This is a genomic window from Paludibaculum fermentans (assembly GCF_051172195.1).
Lineage (GTDB): Bacteria > Acidobacteriota > Terriglobia > Bryobacterales > Bryobacteraceae > Paludibaculum > Paludibaculum fermentans_A.
In genome coordinates this window covers 2,739,826-2,759,524 of the sequence record NZ_JBPJAQ010000001.1, presented here as the reverse complement: position 1 = coordinate 2,759,524, position 19,699 = coordinate 2,739,826, and the positions used below count along the sequence as shown (strand labels likewise).

The 19,699-nt window shown below is 62.0% G+C and carries 14 protein-coding genes; 8 read left to right on the top strand and 6 right to left on the bottom strand.

What is annotated here, in order from left to right; translation table 11 throughout:
* The first annotated feature begins 75 nt into the window (after positions 1–75).
* Positions 76–594 carry a DUF523 domain-containing protein gene (locus ACR9Y2_RS11320; RefSeq protein ID WP_435044855.1) on the top strand — a complete coding sequence of 173 codons (519 nt, stop codon included), beginning with the start codon at positions 76–78 and terminating at the stop codon, positions 592–594.
* A 44-nt stretch (positions 595–638) separates the two neighbouring features.
* On the opposite strand, the gene ACR9Y2_RS11315 is transcribed toward ACR9Y2_RS11320, so the two are convergent.
* The gene (locus ACR9Y2_RS11315; protein ID WP_435041363.1) at positions 639–983 is read right to left on the bottom strand and encodes a hypothetical protein; all 345 of its coding nucleotides are present in this window, start codon (positions 981–983) and stop codon (positions 639–641) included.
* A 355-nt stretch (positions 984–1,338) separates the two neighbouring features.
* On the opposite strand from ACR9Y2_RS11315, the gene ACR9Y2_RS11310 reads away from it, so the two are divergent.
* The 6 genes from ACR9Y2_RS11310 to ACR9Y2_RS11285 all read left to right on the top strand — a co-directional run bounded on the left by ACR9Y2_RS11310 (position 1,339) and on the right by ACR9Y2_RS11285 (position 11,821).
* Positions 1,339–4,527 (top strand): carboxypeptidase regulatory-like domain-containing protein, encoded by a 3,189-nt coding sequence (locus tag ACR9Y2_RS11310; protein WP_435041361.1) that lies wholly within the window; start codon positions 1,339–1,341, stop codon positions 4,525–4,527.
* Positions 4,528–4,538: 11 nt separating this feature from the next.
* A complete protein-coding gene (locus tag ACR9Y2_RS11305; RefSeq protein ID WP_435041360.1) occupies positions 4,539–6,665 on the top strand; it encodes an alpha/beta hydrolase family protein in 2,127 nt (708 codons plus the stop codon).
* An 84-nt stretch (positions 6,666–6,749) separates the two neighbouring features.
* On the top strand, positions 6,750–7,835 hold the full coding sequence (locus tag ACR9Y2_RS11300) for a LacI family DNA-binding transcriptional regulator (RefSeq protein ID WP_435041359.1): 1,086 nt from the start codon (positions 6,750–6,752) through the stop codon (positions 7,833–7,835).
* Positions 7,819–9,075: an MFS transporter gene (locus ACR9Y2_RS11295; protein WP_435041358.1), complete on the top strand. Its 1,257-nt coding sequence runs from the start codon at positions 7,819–7,821 to the stop codon at positions 9,073–9,075. Before ACR9Y2_RS11300 ends, ACR9Y2_RS11295 begins: the two co-directional genes overlap by 17 nt.
* Positions 9,076–9,100: 25 nt before the next feature.
* Positions 9,101–10,435, top strand: coding sequence for a Gfo/Idh/MocA family protein (locus ACR9Y2_RS11290; protein ID WP_435041357.1), 1,335 nt, complete (start codon positions 9,101–9,103; stop codon positions 10,433–10,435).
* 21 nt (positions 10,436–10,456) lie between these two features.
* Positions 10,457–11,821, top strand: a complete 1,365-nt coding sequence (locus ACR9Y2_RS11285) for an aspartate aminotransferase family protein (RefSeq protein WP_435041356.1) — start codon at positions 10,457–10,459, stop codon at positions 11,819–11,821.
* A 40-nt stretch (positions 11,822–11,861) separates the two neighbouring features.
* Here the strand turns inward: ACR9Y2_RS11285 and ACR9Y2_RS11280 are convergent, their stop codons facing one another.
* Positions 11,862–12,539, bottom strand: a complete 678-nt coding sequence (locus ACR9Y2_RS11280; protein WP_435041355.1) for a hypothetical protein — start codon at positions 12,537–12,539, stop codon at positions 11,862–11,864.
* 361 nt (positions 12,540–12,900) lie between these two features.
* Between ACR9Y2_RS11280 and ACR9Y2_RS11275 the strand changes: the two genes are divergently transcribed.
* A complete protein-coding gene (locus ACR9Y2_RS11275) occupies positions 12,901–14,361 on the top strand; it encodes a serine hydrolase domain-containing protein (protein ID WP_435041353.1) in 1,461 nt (486 codons plus the stop codon).
* Positions 14,362–14,682: 321 nt separating this feature from the next.
* On the opposite strand, the gene ACR9Y2_RS11270 is transcribed toward ACR9Y2_RS11275, so the two are convergent.
* The 4 genes from ACR9Y2_RS11270 to ACR9Y2_RS11255 all read right to left on the bottom strand — a co-directional run bounded on the left by ACR9Y2_RS11270 (position 14,683) and on the right by ACR9Y2_RS11255 (position 19,666).
* On the bottom strand, positions 14,683–15,252 hold the full coding sequence (locus tag ACR9Y2_RS11270) for a hypothetical protein (RefSeq protein ID WP_435041352.1): 570 nt from the start codon (positions 15,250–15,252) through the stop codon (positions 14,683–14,685).
* 55 nt (positions 15,253–15,307) lie between these two features.
* Positions 15,308–18,322 carry a hypothetical protein gene (locus tag ACR9Y2_RS11265; protein WP_435041351.1) on the bottom strand — a complete coding sequence of 1,005 codons (3,015 nt, stop codon included), beginning with the start codon at positions 18,320–18,322 and terminating at the stop codon, positions 15,308–15,310.
* Positions 18,323–18,422: 100 nt separating this feature from the next.
* Positions 18,423–19,247, bottom strand: a complete 825-nt coding sequence (locus ACR9Y2_RS11260) for a hypothetical protein (protein ID WP_435041349.1) — start codon at positions 19,245–19,247, stop codon at positions 18,423–18,425.
* 20 nt (positions 19,248–19,267) lie between these two features.
* Positions 19,268–19,666, bottom strand: coding sequence for a hypothetical protein (locus tag ACR9Y2_RS11255; protein ID WP_435041348.1), 399 nt, complete (start codon positions 19,664–19,666; stop codon positions 19,268–19,270).
* Positions 19,667–19,699 lie beyond the last annotated feature (33 nt).

Here is a 19,699-nt window from a genome sequence, read left to right as displayed (position 1 = left end):
GGCCGTTCATTGCGAAGAGGCCCAACATGGGTGCGCAACAAGACCCCGGAACTCGGTCTCAGCGACAATGGAAAGATGATTCGAGTCCTCGTCAGCGCCTGCCTTCTGGGGGAACCTGTCCGGTTTGATGGCGGCGATAAACGAGTGGAAGATGACATTCTCGCTCGCTGGCAGGCCGAAGGACGGCTGGTTCCGGTATGCCCGGAGTTGGCGGGCGGCCTGGGGGTCCCGCGGTCACCGGCGGAGATCCAGGGTGAGGGCGGAGGCTTGGCGGTGCTCCAGGGTTCGGCGCAGGTGAAAGATTCCGAAGGCCGGCAGGTGACCGCGGCATTCGTCGAAGGAGCCCGCCGGACCCTGGCGCTCGCCCGGGCACACGGAGCACAGGTCGCCGTACTCACAGACCGCAGCCCGTCGTGTGGCAGCACCACCATTCACGACGGGAAGTTCGGCCCCGGCATGCTGCCAGGGCAAATGGGCGTAACAGCGGCCCTGCTCCAGGCGGAGGGCGTGGCGGTCTTTGCTCAGCACGCGCTGCTGGACGCGGAGCGGTTGGTGCAAGAACTGGAAGCCAGACCTAGCCACGAACGTGAGTGAGCGGCTACCCCACCGAAACGCCCCAAATCCACGCCCAATACCCGCTATTTCTGCCGCTTGCACACCAGCAGATACTTGTCGCCTTGAATCCCCGTCACATTCAGCTTCATCTCGTCGCCGGCCACGGTCCCCTCGTAACGGATCTTCCCGTGCTCAATATTCATTTCGAAAGCAATCTTCTCGCCGTCCACCCGCCCCTTCTCAATAGCGGCTTCATATTCGCCGGCCTTCACCTTGCCGGCCAGCGCCGCTCCAGGCTGGATCGTGATCACCACGTCCGAGACGCCCATCTGTGTCTCCATGGAACCCCTCCAGGCGCCCGCCAGATCGGCCGCGCTCAGGCTCAGTGCGGCCAGGACTATCAAGCCTAAAACCATCAGCAGTTTCATTGCGGTCGCTCCTTGCTGCGGAATCCACAGACCCGTCGCCGCACCGGAACAGCGAAGTGCGCGGATCATGTCCGCAAGTATATTTGGCACTAAGTGCCATGTCAACTACCAAGTACCTTTCTCGCCGCAAAGTGACATTCGCCCAATCGTCTCCCTCGCGGCACCAGACAGCACACCACCCCCGTCACGACACCACGCCGAGTAACATTTACTTCTGACGAGACTCTTTCGCCCTATCTTTGGAGAAATTTCTCTTGTCACAGAGAAATTTCTATGGCCCAATGAGAAGCACGAACCTCCGGAACTAATTGTCTCCGCACATCACAACTCAACCGTGGGAATGAAAAGGAAGCCTATGACTCGTCTACTCATTTGTTTGCTTATGTTTGTGGTGAGTATCCTCTCGGCTGCCGAACCGACCGGCACGCTCACGGGCACCGTCCTGGATCCGGCGGGCGCCGTGGTGCCCTCCGCGAAGGTCTCAGTCATCAACACGCAAACAGGATTGAAGCGCGAAGGGGAAAGCGGCACGGATGGCAGCTTCGTCTTTCCGCTGCTTCCGGTCGGCGCCTACCGCGTGACCGTCGAAGCCGGCGGTTTTGGACGGTTTGAACAGAAGGGGATCCAACTGGCGGCCGACCAATCAGCCGCGGTGACCATCCACCTTCAGTTGGGAACCACCAGCCAGTCAGTGGAAATCACGGCCGGCGCGGCTATGGTGGAAACACGCTCCGGTGCGCTCAGCCAGGTGGTAAATCAGCAGAAGATCTCGGAACTGCCGCTGGACGGACGCAATGCGGCCTCTTTGGTGCTGCTGGCGCCGGGCACCGTCGATCTCCGCGCGAGCAATTCGAGAGGCGCCGGCGACACCTTGCAGACCATCTCGTCGCCCAGCGCTGTGTCCGTCTCTGCCAATGGCGGGCGCGCGGACACGGCCAACTACAGCCTGGACGGTGGCAGCAACCAGGACACGTACACCAACGTGAACAATCCGTTCCCAAATCCGGACGCGGTTGAAGAGTTTAGCGTGCAGACCAACAGCTTCAGCGCCGAATATGGCCGGGGGTCCGGCGCAATCGTGAACGTAGTGACAAAGTCGGGCACGAATGAGTTTCACGGCAGCCTGTTCGAGTTCCTGCGGAACGGCAATCTCAACGCGCGAAACTTCTTCGCCGAACGCCACGACGAACTGAAACGCAACCAGTTTGGTGGCAGCTTCGGTGGACCGGTCGTTCGCAACAAACTGTTCTTCTTCGGGACCTACCAGGGGACCCAACTCCGAGACGTGCAGGCCGGGCAATCGGCCACAGTGTATACGGCGGCCCAGCAGGGCGGAGATTTCAGTGGCTTGAGCCGGCAGATTGTCGACCCCATAACGAAGACGCCGTTCGCGGGCAACCGCATCCCGCTCAGCCGGTTCGACCCGGCGGCAGCCAAACTGCTGACGCACCTGCCCGTTTCGGCCTCCGCCGATGGGCTCGTCTACTACGAACTGCCGCATCGGGATCAGGAAAACCAATTCATGGGGCGCGTGGATTACCTGGTCGGCTCCCACAGGCTCTATGCCCGCTATTTCGACAACACCTACAAACGGGACGCGGTCTCAGATGGTGCATATCTGATCACCGCCAGCCGTGGCGTGGACCTGCCGACGAAGACAACGTCATTCAACGACACCATGACGCTCGGACCGACGCTCTTGAACAGCTTCATCGCCTCCTATACGAGGAATTCCTCCCAGGTACTCAGCGGCGCTCCGTTCGACTACTCGGCGCTGGGCATCCAGAATGTTGCCACGACAAATCCGGCGGAGCTGGTGATCGCGGTCTCCGGCTACTTCAGCATCAACAGTGGCCATCCGGGCAGCTTTGTGCGCGACACCTTCCAGTTGGCTGACAGTCTGCACTGGATCAAAGGCAAGCACGAGATCGCGGTGGGCGGCGACTACCTGCGGTCGAACTTCGACGGGACAAATACCTACCGCCAGAACGGGCAATACCGGTTCCGGGGCACGAGCTACTCCGGCAATCCCCTCACCGATGTGGTGCTGGGTTACGCAGACCGGTTCATCCAGGGCGGCGGCGAATATCAGACGCGGCGCGGCAACATGGCCAGCCTGTTCATCCAGGACAATTACCGCGTGCGGCGGGATCTGACCATCAGCATGGGCCTGCGCTGGGATCCCTTCTATCCGTTCACTGAAAAAGACGGCAAGGTGGAGTGCTTCGTTCCAGGTGCGCAATCGTCGCGGTTCCGCAACGCTCCGTCTGGATATCTATACGCTGGCGACAGCGGCTGCCCGGCCGGCGGCTTCAATTCCCGCTGGGCGCAGTTCGCGCCGCGCGTAGGGCTGTCGTACAACCCGAATGGCGGCAAAACAGTGGTGCGCGCCGGCGCCGGGTTGTTCTATCAGCCGCCTTTCCTCGAGGCGTTCAACAACATGTCGGATAGCGCCCCCTTCAGCCCGCAGGTCCAGCTGTTCCGGGTGCCGTTCTCCAATCCCTACGCTTCGGCGTTCAACCCCTTCCCCTCGCAGTTTTCCACCACGTTGCCGGCCGCGGACGTCGCCTTCCAACTGCCCCTGAGCCTGGCGGTTTCCTATTCGCCGGACTGGCGTCCCTCGCGCGTCCTCAACTGGAACTTCACAGTGGAGCAACAGGTGACAAAGGACCTGCTGGCCCGCATCTCCTATGTCGGCTCGAAGGGAACGCATCTGAACTACAACACGGACATCAATGCTCCGCTGCCCAGCCCCACGGCAACGGCCGACAACGAGGACGACCGGCGGCCTTACTCGCAATTCCTGCAGTTCACGCAGAACCTCTCCGGCGCAAACTCGAACTACAATGCCCTCCAGCTTTCCGTGGACAAGCGCTTCTCGAAGGGCTTTACTCTATCGGCGAACTACACGTGGAGCAAGAGCATCGACCCGATGTCTTACGCCACCGATCTCGACGGAATCAACGTCATCAACCCCTACAATGTCAACGCCTATCGCGGGGTATCGGACTTCAACACGCCGCACCGGTTCATTCTGAATTCGCTCTGGCAACTCCCCTCCCCTGCGCACGGCGTGGCCAAACTCGTGCTAGGCGACTGGCAGGCGTCGGGCATCCTGACATGGCAGAGCGGCTTCCCGCTGAACTTCTCGACAGCCAACGACACGTCGTTCAGCCTGCCAACCGTGGGCGACGATCAGGCGCAACTCTCCTGCAGCCCGCAATACACCAGCGGATCGCGCGGCGACCGCATCGCCAGCTGGTTTGACACAAAATGCTTCGGCATCCCGGCGGACAACACGTTCGGGAACGCAGGCCGCAACATCATGACCGGGCCGGGCACAGTGAACCTGGATTTCGGCATGCACAAGGCATTCCGGTTCACTGAGAAGAGTCAACTCCAGTTCCGGGCGGAGTTCTTCAACTTCTTCAACCACACCCAACTGGAAAACCCCGATACGACCGTGGGCGATACGAACTTCGGCCGCATTCTTGGGGCGCGTTCGCCCAGGACCCTGCAGATGGCACTCCGGCTGACCTTCTAAAGTAGATGGGCATGACAGTCTCTTCGCGGCGAAGCTTCCTGGGGGGCGCGCTCGGCGCCCCCGCCCTCTTCGGACAGGCGCAATTTCCAGGCACGCAATACTCACTCTATTCGCGCTGCCTGCCGGACTACCTCCGGAGGCTGGCCGCGGCTGCCTATCAGAAGCGGCAGTCGGCGTTGGCCACTTTGACAACACCGGCGGCGGTCAAGGCGCGCCAGGCTTGGGTCCGTCGCACGCTGATCTCGATCATCGGCGGCTTCCCGGAAAAGACACCCCTGAATGCCCGGACAGTGGCTTCGCTGCAGCGCTCCGGATATCGGGTGGAGAACCTGGTCTATGAGAGCCGCCCCGCCTTCCACGTCCCGGCCAACCTGTACATCCCAACCGTCGGCAAGCCCCCCTTCCCGGCTGTGCTGTTTCAGCTGGGTCATTCGGGGAATGGGAAGGCTTACGAGAGCTATCAACGGGCTTGCCAGGGCTTGGTGAAACTGGGCTTCCTGGTGCTGGCCTTCGACCCCATGGGCCAGGGCGAACGCATCTACTATCCGGGCGTGCCCGGTCAGCGCTCGCGTCTCGAGGGCGGGGCCGATGGCGAACACACGACCCCTGGCATGCAGATGCTCCTCGCCGGAACGTCCTCCACGCAGTTGCAGTTGTGGGACGCCGTGCGGAGCCTGGATTACCTCGCCAGCCACCCGCTGGCCGATACCACTCGTCTCGCCTCCACCGGCCAGTCCGGCGGTGGGACCTTGACCATGCTTTTGTGCGCGGTCGACGATCGCCTCAAGACCGCGGCCGTATTCAGCGGGAATACGGAAAATGTGGCCTGTAAAGACTTCCTGCCGCCGGGCTCCACCGACGACGCGGAGCAGGATTTTGTCGGCTCGGGTCCGCTCGGCTTTGATCGCTGGGATCTGTTTTACCCGTTCGCGCCCAAGCCCATGCTGATCTCTGTGAGCGACAAGGACAGCTTCGGCACCTACTCTCCCAACTACCTCCACGACGGCTGGCCGGAGTTCCAGAAACTGGCCGGAGTCTACCGTGTACTGGGGGCAGCGGAGGCGGTGCGCTGGGTCGATACGCCGCTGCCCCACGGACTTTCCTACGACAGCCGCCTGCAGCTCTACAACTGGATGCTGCGTCACCTCAATGGGGAAACCCGGACGGTCTCCGAGGAAACCGGCACCGCTCCTGAGCCGGACGCGGCGCTGTGCGTAACAGCCCAGGCGAGCACTGTGGCCGCCTTTGGCGGGGAGACGCCGTTCACCCTGACGAAGGCCCGGGCAGCCACACTGCCCCGCGTAGCAAAGGACGCTTCGCTGGAAAAGCTGCTGCGGCTGGAACGTCCGGCTGCCACTCCGGCCAAGGTGCTCAAGTCCGTCCCTTCGGCCGGCGGCGTTTCGGTCGAGGCTTTGGAAATCGCCTCCGCTCCGGGTGTCGTCCTGCCGGCCTGGCGGTTTGTCCCCAGGCAGGCGGCGGCTGCCCCTGTGCTGCTCTTGCTGCACCCCGGCGGGCGGAATCGGGCCTGGCATCAGGGGGAATTGTGCCAGCGGCTGGCGTTGAGCGGTGTCACTGTCTGCGCGGCCGACCTGCGCGGCATCGGCGACCTCGCGCCGGAGTTCAGCGGAGGTGCTCCCGGCTATACGCGCTCCCACCAGTCCGAAGAAGACTACGCCTGGGGCTCCTTGATCCTGGGACGCCCGCTGGTCGGGCAGCGTGTCACCGATATTCTCGCCTTGGCAGCCGCATTACGGCAGGGCGGGCGACAGGTGGCGCTGGCCGCCTTCGGAGCCCTGGCGGTACCGGCGGTGTGCGCGGCCGCTCTGGATCCGGGGATCGCGCGGCTGTATGTCGCGGGCGGCTTGTCCTCCTTCCGCAGTCTCGTCGAGACTCAGGACTACCGCCATTCCCTGGCCGATTTCATACCAGGTGTGCTCGGGCAGACGGACCTGCCGGAACTGGTGGCGGGACTGGCGCCACGAACGGTAATCATCGGCGGAGCGGTGGATGCGGCGGGACAGCACCACTCCCTGCCATCCATGAACGAGATCTATTCAGCAGGTCTCCGCGGCGGACACGTATCCGTGCGGGCCGAGGCCGATTGGAGCGAAGAACTGCTGCGCTCCCTCTGCTTGTGAAATGGGAAACGCATCCTATACTGAGAGGCGGCTTGGATTGACAGAATCGAACACCAGGTCAGTGAGCGCAAGGAGCATAGCCGGATGAAGAAGCCGTCGTTTCAGGAATTGGCCAGGCGAGCCAATGTCAGCACGGCCACAGTGTCGCGAATTGCCAGGGGTCAGGTGAATGTGGATGCCGCAATCCGGGAACGGGTGCGGGTGGCGGCCGAAGAGTTGGGCATCGACCTCGATCAGCGCAGGAACGAGAAGTCGACCATCATCGCGTTCCTTCTCGCCAACCGCGACATTCTCCACAATTTTCAGGCGCGCATTCTCTTCGGCGCGGAAAACTACTGCTCCGCGCAAAGCAAGGAACTGCTCTTCCTCACGCTGCGCTACTCCCCCTCAGTGCCGTCTCGGGATCTGCACCTGCCGCGAATCCTGACACAGCGCGCCCTCGTTCGGGCGGTGATCCTCGGTGGCACCAACTCCCCAAACATGCTCGAGGCGCTGCGCGAACGCGAGATTCCCTTCTCGGTGCTCGGCAATAACGTGCTGGGTCAGTGGTCTTCCGAAGGCGTGGACGCCGTGTATTCGGATGATACACAGGGCGCCTTCGACCTCACGGGGCATCTCATCGCCGAAGGGCACCGCGACATCTGGTTTATCGGCGATAACGATTTGCCGTGGTACGCTCGCTGCGCGGTAGGCTACCGCCAGAGAATGGTGGATGCGGGCCTGACACCACGGTTCAGCGAAATCCATTCGGACGACCGCCAGTTGGGCTACTTGGCCATGCGCTCAGTGCTGTCGCGCCGCGAGCCGGTGACCGCCGTCATCGCGGGCAGCGACCAGATCGCCCGCGGCGTCTATGAAGCGCTCCAGCAGGCCGGTCTGCGCATCCCCGCCGACATCAGCGTGGCCGGCTTCAACGACAGCGAAGGCGCGCTGATGGATCCGCCGTTGACCAGCGTCCGCGAGTTTCCCGAAGAACTCGGCAAGCACCTGGCGGAATTTGTCCTGCGGCGGGTCCAGGAGCCTGATCGCGAAGCGCAGCAGTTGATCATTCCAACGCGGGTTGTCGTGCGGGCCTCCACCCGGCCCGTGTGGGCCGATCGGCCAGTGCCGGTGGACCCCGAAGCGGGCTTGGTGACGACGACCAGTGGGATTCATGAAACAGGCGACTGACACGGTTCCTGAGCAATCAGCCGGCGGCGCGGCGTACCAGCGCCGGTGGTGGATCGTCTGGGCCCTCTTCGGCTCGACGGTCTTGAACTACTTCAACCGCCAGACCCTGTCGGTTCTCGCGCCGCTCATCTCGCAGCAGCTTCACCTCAGCCATAGCGACCTGTCGCGAATCTTCGCCGCGTTCCAGGTCTCCTATGCCGTAATGTGGCTGCTCGGCGGCATCGCGCTGGACCTCGTCGGGACACGCCTCGGCCTGTCATTAGCCGTGATCTGGTGGTCGCTCGTCAGCCTGGCTACCTCCTTCGCAAACTCGGTGGCCTCGTTCGGCGCTTTGCGGTTCCTCCTGGGCATCGGCGAAGGCTTCAACTGGCCCGGAGCCAGCAAGACGGTGGCGGAGGTCTTTCCGCCCAAGGAACGCGGGCTCGCGGTCGCCATCTTTGATAGCGGTTCCAGCGTGGGCGGTGCCCTGGCCGCCTTCTGCATCCCCTGGATCGCCCTCCGTTTTGGCTGGCGCTCCGCATTCGCCTTCTCCGGCTTGCTGGGCTTCGCCTGGCTCGCCTGGTGGCTGATGGCCTATCCGCGGCCAAAGGCAGGCACACGGGTGAACGGCGGCGCGGCGAGCTCAATGCGGCTCTGGCTCCCCACCCTCCGGCGCCGGGCCACCTGGGGCGTCGTGCTCGGCCGGTCGTTGACGGATCCCGTGTGGTGGTTCTACGTGTTCTGGCTGCCCCAATACCTCAGCGACGCACGCGGGTTCAGCCTGGAGCGCATCGCCCTGTTCGCCTGGATCCCCTTTGTCGCGGCCGATGCCGGGAACTTCGCCGGCGGCTACCTGTCCGGACGCCTGATCGCTCGCGGCATGCCGGTGATGAAGGCCCGCAAGGCCGTTTGTGTTGGCAGTTGCCTGCCGATGCTGGCCGGCATCCCGGCAGCGTCGGTGCACAGTCCCTATTGGGCGCTGGCCCTCATCTGCCTGGCGCTGTTCGGCTATGCAAGCTGGTCGACCATGGGGTTGACCCTCCCCTCTGACTTGTTTCCCCGGGAGGTGGTCGGCTCCGTCACCGGGTTGAGCGGCTTGGGCGCCGGAGCCGTTTCCACCCTGTTTACCCTCTCCATTGGCGTCCTGGTGGACCGGTTTTCGTATGGGCCCGCGTTTGTCGCGGCCGGCATTCTGCCGCTGCTGGCAACGCTCAGCATTCTGTTGTTGATCCGGCCGGGCGACGAGTGCCCGTCCGCATAAGAAGCGATTTCGAAGGAGGTCCGCAATGAAGTACGGAGTTACCAGAAGGGGCTTCGTGGGCGCGGCGGCGGCTGCGGCTCTGCCCACCACCGCTCTATCCTATTCACGGATTCCCGGCGCGAACGACCGCATTCAGATCGGCGCAATCGGCTGCGGGCACCGCGCGTCAGGCCACCGCAAGATGCTCAAGAAATCGCTGGCCACGGATCCGAAGTTTGATTTCCGCAGCGTCTGCGATCTCTGGTCGGTGAACCGTGAGCGCGCGGCGGACGACGCGCAACGCCTGTTCGGCATGAAGCCAAAAACCTTCAAGTACTCGGAAGAACTCCTGGCCGATCCCGAACTGGACGCCGTCATGCTGGGCACCGGCGACCACCAGCACGCGCGCCTCCTCGCCGAAGTCGTGAAGGCCGGCAAGGATTGCTACTGCGAAAAGCCGATGGCCAACACGCTGGAAGACGCCAAACTGGCTCGCGACGCGGTACGCGGCAGCGGACGAGTGGCGCAGATGGGGTCGCAGTGGTTGAGTGATCCCTATCAGCAACTGGTCCGCGACTTCATCCGCGGCGGCAAGCTCGGCAAAATCGTGGCCATCGACCAAAGCTGGAACTTCAGCGGCCCGCGCTGGCATGTGCCGAAAAACCCGGATATCGCCGCCATCCGGGAAGAGGACACAGATTGGAAGCGCTGGCTGATGGGGCGCCCGTATCGGCCCTTCAACCCCCGCGTCTACTTCGAATTCCGCATCTTCAAGGACTTCTCCGGCGGCATCACAGACCAGTGGTACAGCCATGGCTCCGGTCTCGCCCACTTCTATCTGGATACGTTCATTCCCGACGACACCATGGCCAACGGCGGCATCTTCGCCTGGCACGACGTACGGGAAAACCCGGACACCATGATGATGTCTTCGACGTTCCAGGAGAAGCAGGTGCTCTACACTTACAGCACCACCTTCGGCAACTCCTATGGCGACCACACGATCATCCGCGGGACGAAGGGTACCCTCTACTCGCCCGGCGGCGAGGGCAGTCCTCAGTGGTGGTTTCAGGAAGAGACCCGCAGCGCCTGGGGGTCCAACGTGGTGTTCGACCTGCACAAGGGGAAGGGGAAGCCGGAACCCTTGCTGCTGCCGGGCACAACGGAACTCGCGCCCGTCGACCAGGACGACAATCTGAAGTACCACACCGACAACTGGCTGGAGTGCATGCGAAACCGCAAAACACCCAACGGCAGCATCGAGACGGGCTTCGCCCATGCGGTGGCCGTGGTGATGGCCAATCGCAGCTATCGCGAAGGCCGCAAAATGTTCTGGGACCGCAAAAACGAACAGATTATGGACCATCCGCCGGCAGCCTGACGCCCGCGGCATTTTAAACACATGGCAAGAGAATACAGCACCATCGCTCGACGTGTGCCCACGGTCGAGACTCAGTTCCGGCGCATCGCGACGGAGTTCCCTGTACCGGAATCCATCCCCATCCTCAATCGGTTGCACGAGTACGAACCACAGGCGATGCGCGGCCAGCCGCCCGTGATCTGGGATCGCGCCGAAGGGTTCCAGGTCTTCGACCGTTGGGGCAACCGCTGGCTCGACTGGTCGTCCGGTGTCTTGATCACCAACGCGGGCCATGGCCGGCGCGAGATCGTCGAGGCGATCAAGCGCCAGGCGGATGCGCACCTGCTCACAAGCTACTGTTTCCCCAGCGAGAGCCGCGCGCGGCTGGTGGAGCGGCTCGCCGGGCTGCTGCCTGAACCGCTCAAAAAGGTCTTCCTGCTGACCACGGGATCCGAAGCCGTAGAGTGCGCCATCAAACTTTGCCGCATCCATGGACAGTCTTCCGGACGCCATGTGATTGTGTCGTTCGACAACGCGTTTCACGGCCGCACACTCGGCTCGCAGCAGGCCGGCGGAATTCCGGCTCTGAAAGCTTGGATCGGTCATTTGGATCCGGGCTTTGTTCAGGTCCCCTTCCCCGACGGCTTCCGCACCGAGGACTCGTCCTTTGGCGGCTTCACGCGGGCATTGGAGCAACTGTCAGTCGCACCCCAGTCGGTGGCGGGGGTAATCCTGGAAACCTATCAGGGCGGCAGCGCGGCCTTTGCTCCCGTGGAGTACATGCAGGCTCTCCGGCGCTGGTGCACCCAGAACGGCGCGCTGCTGGTGTGCGACGAAGTACAGGCCGGCTTCGGGCGCACCGGGCGTCTCTGGGGCTTCGAACACTACGGCGTAGTGCCGGATTTGGCGACATTTGGCAAGGGCATCTCGAGCTCTCTACCCATCTCGGCCGTGGCGGGCCGGCCGGAAATCCTCGACCTGCCGGCCGCCGGCAGCATGACCTCCACGCACACGGGCAATCCACTCTGCTGCGAGGCGGCCCTGGCTTCCGTGGATATTCTGATGCGGGAGGACCTTACGGAAAACGCGCGCCGCGTGGGCGCAATCCTGCACCAGCAGTTGGAGGCGTTGAAGGTGCGGTTTCCGCAAATCGGCGCCGTGGCAGGCAAAGGACTGGTAGCCGGCCTGGCCTGCGTGAGGCCCGGAACGAAGGAGCCCGATGGCGATCTGGCCTGGACAGTAGTACGGCGCTGCGTCGAGAGCGGCTTGCTGCTCTTCAGTCCGGTAGGCTACGGCGGGGCGACGGTCAAGATTGCACCGCCCCTGGTGATCACCGAAGAGGCGATGCGCGAAGGACTCTCCGTGCTTGCCGATGCATTTGCGGAGGCTACCGGCCGCACAGTATGACCGGGGCTCCTGGAAGCCGGGCCGGACCGTGACGGCGGAGCTATGGCAGCAACTGCTCCTCAGCTCGGAAGATGATCTTCACGGCTGCAGGCGGCCACTTCTGAACACCGGATGCCGGCCAGATCGGCTCCACATAGGGGGAGACCGCGATTTGTCTGCGGCCCCGCTCAGCCACCAGGGCCCGGACTGTCGCTGCCGCCCGCGCGAGTTCAGTTTCCTGCAACAGCGTCTCTACCCGGAGATTGACCTTCTGCTGCGCAAACCGTTCCAGGATCTCCGGAAGGGTCACTGCGTCGCTGCCCCGGAATTCAATGGCCTGGATCACGGGCCGCTCGACGACGACGAAACGCACGATCGGGCCTGAGCGGCTCTCCTCGATTTCCCAGCCGACATCGGAGAAACGGCCGGTGCTATTCAACGCCAGCGCGTCGCGGCGCAGAGTCTCAGGATCGCAGGGGCCGCCCGCACGGGAGGCAATCAGAACACGCAAAGCAGACTGCGGCTGGCGCGCCGCGCCGCGGAATTCGACCGCCACGATGGCTGGCCCGGAGGCCTTTGCCGGCCGGGACCGCAGTGGTTCGGGAACGGTCTCAAATGGGCTGCGTTGCGCGAAGGAGGGAGTAGGCTCCTGGGCACCCGTCGCGGAAGCAGGAGTGACCAGGGCGCAAATCAGGACAAGCCCCATCGGCAGGGTGAAAACTGAGATGTGGGACGTCATGATCACCATCCCTTCCCGTTGGGCAAGTCCCAATCTCCCGAAATCGGAGTGATTGACTGGCTGGCCTTCATCATATCAATCGGTGGCAGAAGCCCCACAAGCATCACGGCATCAAACGTTTAGTCTCCTGTCACGTCAATTCTGCTGGGCTCAACAATGACCGCTCGACTCCGCCTCTGTCGGCCAAATGTTCCATGAATCCACACCGCGACACCGCCAGCCTGGTGGAGGATATCTCTGCTGTCCACCCTTCTCTCCAATCCGGACCTCGTCGCGCTGGACAGGAATCCCCCAAGCTGGACAGCCTGCCCCCAAGCCAGTCATCCACTGACTGCGCCATTGAATAGTCCTCCACACCACCATGAACACACACCGAATTCCGGCACAACTTCTGCTCTTGCTCGCAGTCCTCATAGCCTCCGCGGGCAGCGCTCTCTATGGGCAACCAGCAGAGGACCCGATCGGTCACAAGATAGACGAGCTCTTCTCGGCTTATAACTCCAACACCCCCGGCGTGGCAGTCGCGATTGTCAAGGACGGAGGGGTCATCTTCAAGAAAGGGTATGGAACAGCCAACCTGGAATATGGCATTCCCATCACCCCGAGGACCGTCTTCCACATTGCCTCGGTGTCGAAACAGTTCACCGCGTTCTCCATCTATTTACTGGAGAGACAGGGTAAGCTCTCGCTCGAGGATGATCTCAGAAAACACATCCCGGAGATGCCCGGCCTGGGTCGACCGGTCAAGCTGAAGCACCTCCTCGCGCACACAAGCGGCATCCGGGATCAGTGGGCTCTCCTCACCCTGGCCGGGTGGCGGATGGACGACATTATCACGACGGATCACATCCTCAACATCCTCAGGAAACAGCGGGAGTTCAACTTCGAGCCAGGCACCGCATTTGGCTACAGCAATTCTGGCTACACGCTCTTAGCCGAAGTCGTCAGGCGGGTGAGCGGGCAGACGCTCGCGGAGTTTACCCGGGAGAATATCTTTAGCCCTCTCGGTATGGCCGAAACACAGTTCTATGACGATTTCAATAAAATAGTAAAAAACAGGGCCTATTCCTATGAACTGGAAAACCAGATCTACCAAAAGAAGAACCTGAACTACTCCAATGTCGGAGCAACCAGCCTCCTGACAACCGTGGAGGATCTGGCAAAATGGACCCTGAACTTTGAAACACCAGTGGTCGGCGACTCTGCACTGCTGGCGCGGTTCAATGCGCCATCGCTGTTGGACAATGGGGAGCCTGCTGTTTATGCTGTCATTGAGGGCGAGACGAACTACCACGCCAAGGGCCAGATCATCAGAAACTACAGAGGCGTCACTCTCCTGAACCATGGTGGCCACGACGCCGGCTTCCGATCCTACCTGGTACGCTTTCCGGAAAAAAAGCTATCCATCATCACCCTGAGCAACGATGAGCACTACGAAATCCTCAAGTCCGGACTGACCATCGCTGGTTACTACCTCAAGGACCACCTGAAAGAGCGGTCGCCTTCGGTTGCCCCTACCACTGTCGGCAAAACGCCAGAACCGGCCGAAACCCGCCCTGCAAACTTGAGGGATTTTGAAGGGGAGTTCCACAGCCAGGAACTTTCTGCAACTTATCAGGTGAAAGCGGCAGCCGGCAAGTTGATCTTCTCGCATAGCCGCATCGGTGATGTTGAACTGACCGCGGCAGCCAAGGATAGGTTTCAAGGAAGAATCGAGTTTCCGGTTGAGGTGGAATTTACTAGAGACGGAAACCACCAGATCACCGGCTTCCAGATCTCAAACTTTGGCGCAAAAGGCGTCAGGTTCAGGAAGATAAGTTGATGGCAGTATCCCCAAGCAGCCTGGCGCGAAATACGCGTCCCACCGCATCTCGCCATCAGCGCCTTGCTGTTGCGCTTCACTCGTCTCGCAGCGCGGTGATCGGATCAACTCCTGCCACGCGCCATCCCAGGATCGATAGCCCCAGGCTGTCTGGATCCCAACAGCACCGCACTCTCCCGGATCTGCCAGTGATGCTGAGGCCCCCTCTGTGAGCATCTGACCAGCCTCGGCTTGGGTCCGCACGACCTCGGGCAATAGGCCGATAGCAGAATCCAGCCTGAAAGCTCCCGTGACGTACCTGAGTCCGCGTCTAGCTGTCCTTCAGTTCGCTGTTGCCGTGAAGGTGATGGTGTCGCTCAGTCCCCCCGCTGCCTTTGAGAATGGAAACTTCACGAATAGAACGTGCTGGCGTTTGGTCGTGTAGGCTTCGGTGGCTGAAATCAAAACCGGCGTGGTACTCAGCAGGTTGCCATCAATCACCCACATGGTGTCATCGTCGTCGCCCAATTGGGCAGTCAGTGTGTAGCCGGTGCTGGAGGGAAGGTTGGCCCGCAGAACTTGCACCAGAAAAGGCGTGCTCAGGTAGAAACCATCACTCTGCATCCCTTTTGTGAACCTGTTGGCGAGCAGGCCGTTTGGGGTTCCATAGGCCGATACATCGCCAATCTCGACCAGGGTGCTAGCCCCGCCTTCGCTCAATTGATACCCTGTCGGATCCTGCCAGAAATACAAGGCGATGGATCCCTGGACCTCACCCGTGATCGCGACCGACCCGCCGCCCGACTGCTGCGCGTGGGCCGCCCCTCCAAGTCCCAGTGCGAGAACCGCTAAGAGTATCAGCTTGCTATTCGTCATGTCTTTCTCCTGTGTCCGATCTTCCGTATCCGCCACGGAGTCGCGTCTTCCATCGCTGTGCAGTCTGAACCGCCGCTAGCGGCCCAAGACTTCAGTTCCGCTTCTTCTTCTTCGCGAGATCAGGCTCCCCCGCCATGATCATCGCCTCACGGCGGCGGTCCGCTTCTGCTCCTGGAAGATCCCCTGCTGCCTTTCGCACAACCGCCCGGTTGCGATAGGCATTCGCATAATTCGGGTTCAGGGCGATAGCCCGGTCGAGGTCCGCAATGGCGCTGCTCAAGTCGTGCAACAAGTACCAGGCGAACCCGCGGGCGTTGTACGCAAGAGCATACCCCGGCTCCATTCGAATCGCTTCGCCCAGTTCCGCGATCGCTGCCTGATATTGCCCGGACGCCAGTTTCTGTCGTCCCACGCGATCATGCTGCCTCGCAGCCGCGGCTCCAGCCGCGCTTCCTGCCGCAACCGCCGTCGGCTGGCTGACTGCCGGTGGCCTGGCGTCCACTGTGGGTGGCGCGGGTTTCGTTTCGCGTCGCACAGGGCTCGCCAGGATTCGGCCTTCGACGGGGCCTTTCAGCTCTGGCGCGGGTGGAACTCGCTCCTGCGGCACGTCAGTGATCTGGAGATCAACGCTGGAGAGCGCCAGTGGGGACGCCGGAAGACTCACCCGGCTGGTAACCAGGCGTGCCCCTGCCTCCACCACAACCGTATACGAGCCGGCAGCCAGGTCCCGAAACAAATATCGACCCTCGACATCCGTCGTGCTGGTCTTGTCAGGCTCCTTGAGCGTCACCACTTTGCCCGCAACCGGACGAACCTTGGCAGCTGCCGCATCAAAGGCAAATACGCGCCCGCCAATCGATCGCAGCGCACGCACGGCAAACTCCGCCCTGCCAGGTTCCGCGAGCTCTACCTTTACGCGCTGGGCCTCCAACTGCGCTGTCAGATAACCCGCCGGAATCGAGTCCGCGTCGATTTCCACCTCGTAGATGCCCTCGGAAAGCTGCCGCACAAAGAAGCCGCCATCGCCGTTCGTAGTCGCCGTCCACCGCCGGTCCTGGTTCCGCACCGACACGCTTACGCCTGTCACTCCTTCCCCAGCATCGTTCGCGACTCGGCCGATGAGACCGGAAAGCGAGAATCCGATTCCGAAGTTGACGGTCCCGTCTTCACCCACCTCCACATCCGACTGTGTCGAGAAAAAGGTCGGCCGGTCGGCCCGGTAGGACACGGCCACGCTGTGCCGCCCAACCGGCACTCGCAGGAACCGGAACGACCCGTCTGCGGCCGTTCGCGTGCGCCGCGACCCATCCAGCACCAATTGAACATCCGCCATGCCCTGCATCCCGGTCTCGTAGGCGCCCCTCGAGTTGTCGTCGCGAAACACCGTACCTGAGATGGAGCCATGGCGCTCAGGGATGATAAACGAAGGAACAGAATTCAGCGGGTGTCGCCAGGCTACCGAGAATACCGGCCGGTAGATGGGCATCAATCCTGGCAACTTCATGCCCGCTACGGAGTAGGAAGCAGAAAACTCCTCCGTGCCAATTCTCTGCGTTCCCACAACCGAATGAATCGTACTCCTCGTGCTACCGATCAGATCTTGATTGTCGTTATAGAGGAAGTTGTAGCTCACCTGGGGCTTGCGCCCGCGGCCGTTCCAGGCCAGCGTCCCGCCCACCTGGCTGCGCACCGGCGCGATGTTCACCGTGGCGCCCTGAATATAGCCGGCAGCGAACAGATACGCACTGTCCCTGAGCAGGCTGTCGACCTGCTCGATGGTGGTTGCCTGTATGCCCAGCAATTCGATCGCCTGCCGCAAACCGTGCGCCTGGTCCAGCAGAAAAGAAAGCGTGGGCGCGTGGGTCTGCCTTTCGGCGAATGCTGAGACCGAAAGTCCGCCTCCACCCCCGTGGACCGAGGCACGGAACTGGTGCCCGCCCGCGTCCTGTTTGGACACCTCGGAAAACTGGTACTGCCCCTGGGCCCCGAAATGACGGGAGTTGAAGCTGAGCCCGGCTGGCGCACTCACGTTGCTCACCGGCGGACGAGGAGGAATGGCGGTCTTGTATGTCGAGCCGGTCGCACCCCCAAAGACCGACCAGTGGCCTCCAATCAGGTACTGCAATTTGGCGGCGGCCGTCATCGTGGTTTGCTGCAGGCCGGGTAGCGCCAGGCGGTTACCGTAAAGCGTCACTTCGCTGGAGAGTCTGCCCACCAGCTTGCGCGTCCAGGAAAGGTCCGAATGGAACCCCTTGACGTTGTTGGCGCCCAGTGAGGCAAACGTCGACGGAGCATAACGAAAGCTGCCTCGGACCGTATCGCGATCACCGCGGTAGTCCAGTCGCGCGGATGCACCGACGCCCCGGCTCAACCCTACGTCCGCACTCACCCGCAGCGCCTCGCCGGAGGTGTAATCGTACGTCACCACACCAACACTGCCTGAGCGCCCCACCGCATCAGAGGAAGGCACGCTGAAGTGGTTGAACGAAGCGGTGAGGGAGGAATGCTCTGTCAATGGCTTTCGATACCCCACCTCAACGACTCCCTCCGCGCATGTCGGAAGGAATAGTCCTTCAAACGACGCTACCGACGTGTAGCCCGCATGCAGCAGCCAACCATCCTGGCGAATATGTATCCCGCGCACGATGGAACCAGCGATGCCCAACGGCGATTCCTGCACATATTGATCCAGGATGGTGACATCGCGGCGCGCCGTCGTTATTTGGTACGAAGCAGATGAGAGTGCGGTTCTGTCCTGGTCACTCGAGAGCGGCCCCAATTGGCGGGTGCCCACAATATGGAGGTGGGTGTTTGTATCGCCCTGGCGTCGTGAGAGGTCGAGTGTACTCTGCACCTGGCTGGGCGAGGACGCGTACCTCGACTCCGAATAGCCATTCTCGATCCCTAAATTCACATTCAGCGGGTTCAGCGAATCTGTTCTCGGCCTCGCAGGCGCATTGATCACCAGGATTTCGTAAGCCTGCGCGCCGGATGCCGTCACCACCATCACATGCGTGGCTCCGGCAATCCTTCCCGAAACCATCACCAGCCCGTTCTCCGCGCTGGCTTCGGCGTACGTCGAATCCAGCGAGTATGCTGCAGTCACACCAGCCACGGTGATGCTAATGGTCTTGTGCGCCTCCACTCTGTACGTTTGCGCATCAAGCCCGCCACACCCGATGGCCAGCCACAGAAGGGATACCCATCTACTCGGAAACGGTAAATTCCCCGGCATTGGTCAGGACTTTCCCTTCATACTCAAAAGACGACAACGTTCGATAGCGCCCCGGTTTCAGCACCGCGGGACTGAACGTGGCGAACTGACCCCGCTCCCCCGGCAATAGACGGTGTGGCTCAAAAGCGGCCTTGGCTATGCGCTTCCCCTGTTCATCCAGAATTGCGATGACGCCCTTGGGCACCACGGGTTCGACACCGTTGTTGACCAGGGCCACCGAGAAGCCCAGGTTGGCGCTGCTCGTTTGCGGCGAGACGGTCAAGACGCCCGCCGATAAGTTGGAATCATTGGAAATGTTGAAGGTGATCAGCGCACCCAGTGATGCGCCGAAGCCGACAGAACCCTTATCTGGAGCAGCAATCTGCCCCTTGAAGAACACCACCACCGCACGCTGGGCTGTCTCTGGAGGAACCGTGACCGTCACACTCGCCGATACCGTCTGCCCGGCCGGCACCACCACTGAGGACGGTGCGGCGATCGCACTGAACGCGATGCCCAGGGGAACTTGCCCCGCGGGGACAAATGTGCGCTTTCCGTCTAGCACCACTACATCCTGCGTCTCGATGGCAAATCGCATCTCCATCGGCAACTGATTCGCGATGGTAAACGACTGGGTCACGCTCTGGCCTGGCCTCATGCGCAACATGGCGACCGCGGGTGACAGCGCAATTGTCGCGCGCTGCGGCGCCGCCGCTGGCGGGACAACCCCAGGTTGCTGGGAGTAGAGCACCCCGGCGCCGGCAAACTGCAGCACGCATAGGCAAAAGGCATTGAATCGGTACGGCTTCGTGGTCATCTGGACACCTTGGTTTGGCGTTATCTGGCAATCGCGGTAAACGAAACGGTACTCCCGAAGGGCCCTGCTGGCCTCGTCTTTGGTACCTCAATCTCCAATCGGTGCTCACTCACTGAACCGCAGCGCTGTACGGTGGCCGACGTCATCGTGGACAATGGAGCCCCGTCCACAATCACCGTGTAGGAAGCATCCGGGGAGATCAAAGTCATCTCAATCTCCACCAGCACGGCTTGGGTGTCGCTGCAGTCCACCTTCAGCGCGAATTGCGTCGTCATTACGATCGAACCGCCGCTGCTCCTCTGGGAAACTCCCGGCGCCGACCGCCCTGCATAGTAAGAGGTGTGGCCGAATGACAATGCGGGGTTCGCCGTCCCCAGCCCGTGCATCGGTGCGCCCGAAGCCGCGGCCAATATCGTCACGGTCGGCCTTCCTCGGTTGATGGCTGCCGCGAT

Bases quoted from the DNA above. Each gene is read 5' to 3' on its own strand.
- ACR9Y2_RS11320 (WP_435044855.1), top strand. From the start codon at position 76: ATGATTCGAGTCCTCGTCAGCGCCTGCCTTCTGGGGGAACCTGTCCGG.
- ACR9Y2_RS11315 (WP_435041363.1), bottom strand. From the start codon at position 983: ATGAAACTGCTGATGGTTTTAGGCTTGATAGTCCTGGCCGCACTGAGC.
- ACR9Y2_RS11310 (WP_435041361.1), top strand. From the start codon at position 1,339: ATGACTCGTCTACTCATTTGTTTGCTTATGTTTGTGGTGAGTATCCTC.
- ACR9Y2_RS11305 (WP_435041360.1), top strand. From the start codon at position 4,539: ATGACAGTCTCTTCGCGGCGAAGCTTCCTGGGGGGCGCGCTCGGCGCC.
- ACR9Y2_RS11300 (WP_435041359.1), top strand. From the start codon at position 6,750: ATGAAGAAGCCGTCGTTTCAGGAATTGGCCAGGCGAGCCAATGTCAGC.
- ACR9Y2_RS11295 (WP_435041358.1), top strand. From the start codon at position 7,819: ATGAAACAGGCGACTGACACGGTTCCTGAGCAATCAGCCGGCGGCGCG.
- ACR9Y2_RS11290 (WP_435041357.1), top strand. From the start codon at position 9,101: ATGAAGTACGGAGTTACCAGAAGGGGCTTCGTGGGCGCGGCGGCGGCT.
- ACR9Y2_RS11285 (WP_435041356.1), top strand. From the start codon at position 10,457: ATGGCAAGAGAATACAGCACCATCGCTCGACGTGTGCCCACGGTCGAG.
- ACR9Y2_RS11280 (WP_435041355.1), bottom strand. From the start codon at position 12,539: ATGACGTCCCACATCTCAGTTTTCACCCTGCCGATGGGGCTTGTCCTG.
- ACR9Y2_RS11275 (WP_435041353.1), top strand. From the start codon at position 12,901: ATGAACACACACCGAATTCCGGCACAACTTCTGCTCTTGCTCGCAGTC.
- ACR9Y2_RS11260 (WP_435041349.1), bottom strand. From the start codon at position 19,247: ATGACCACGAAGCCGTACCGATTCAATGCCTTTTGCCTATGCGTGCTG.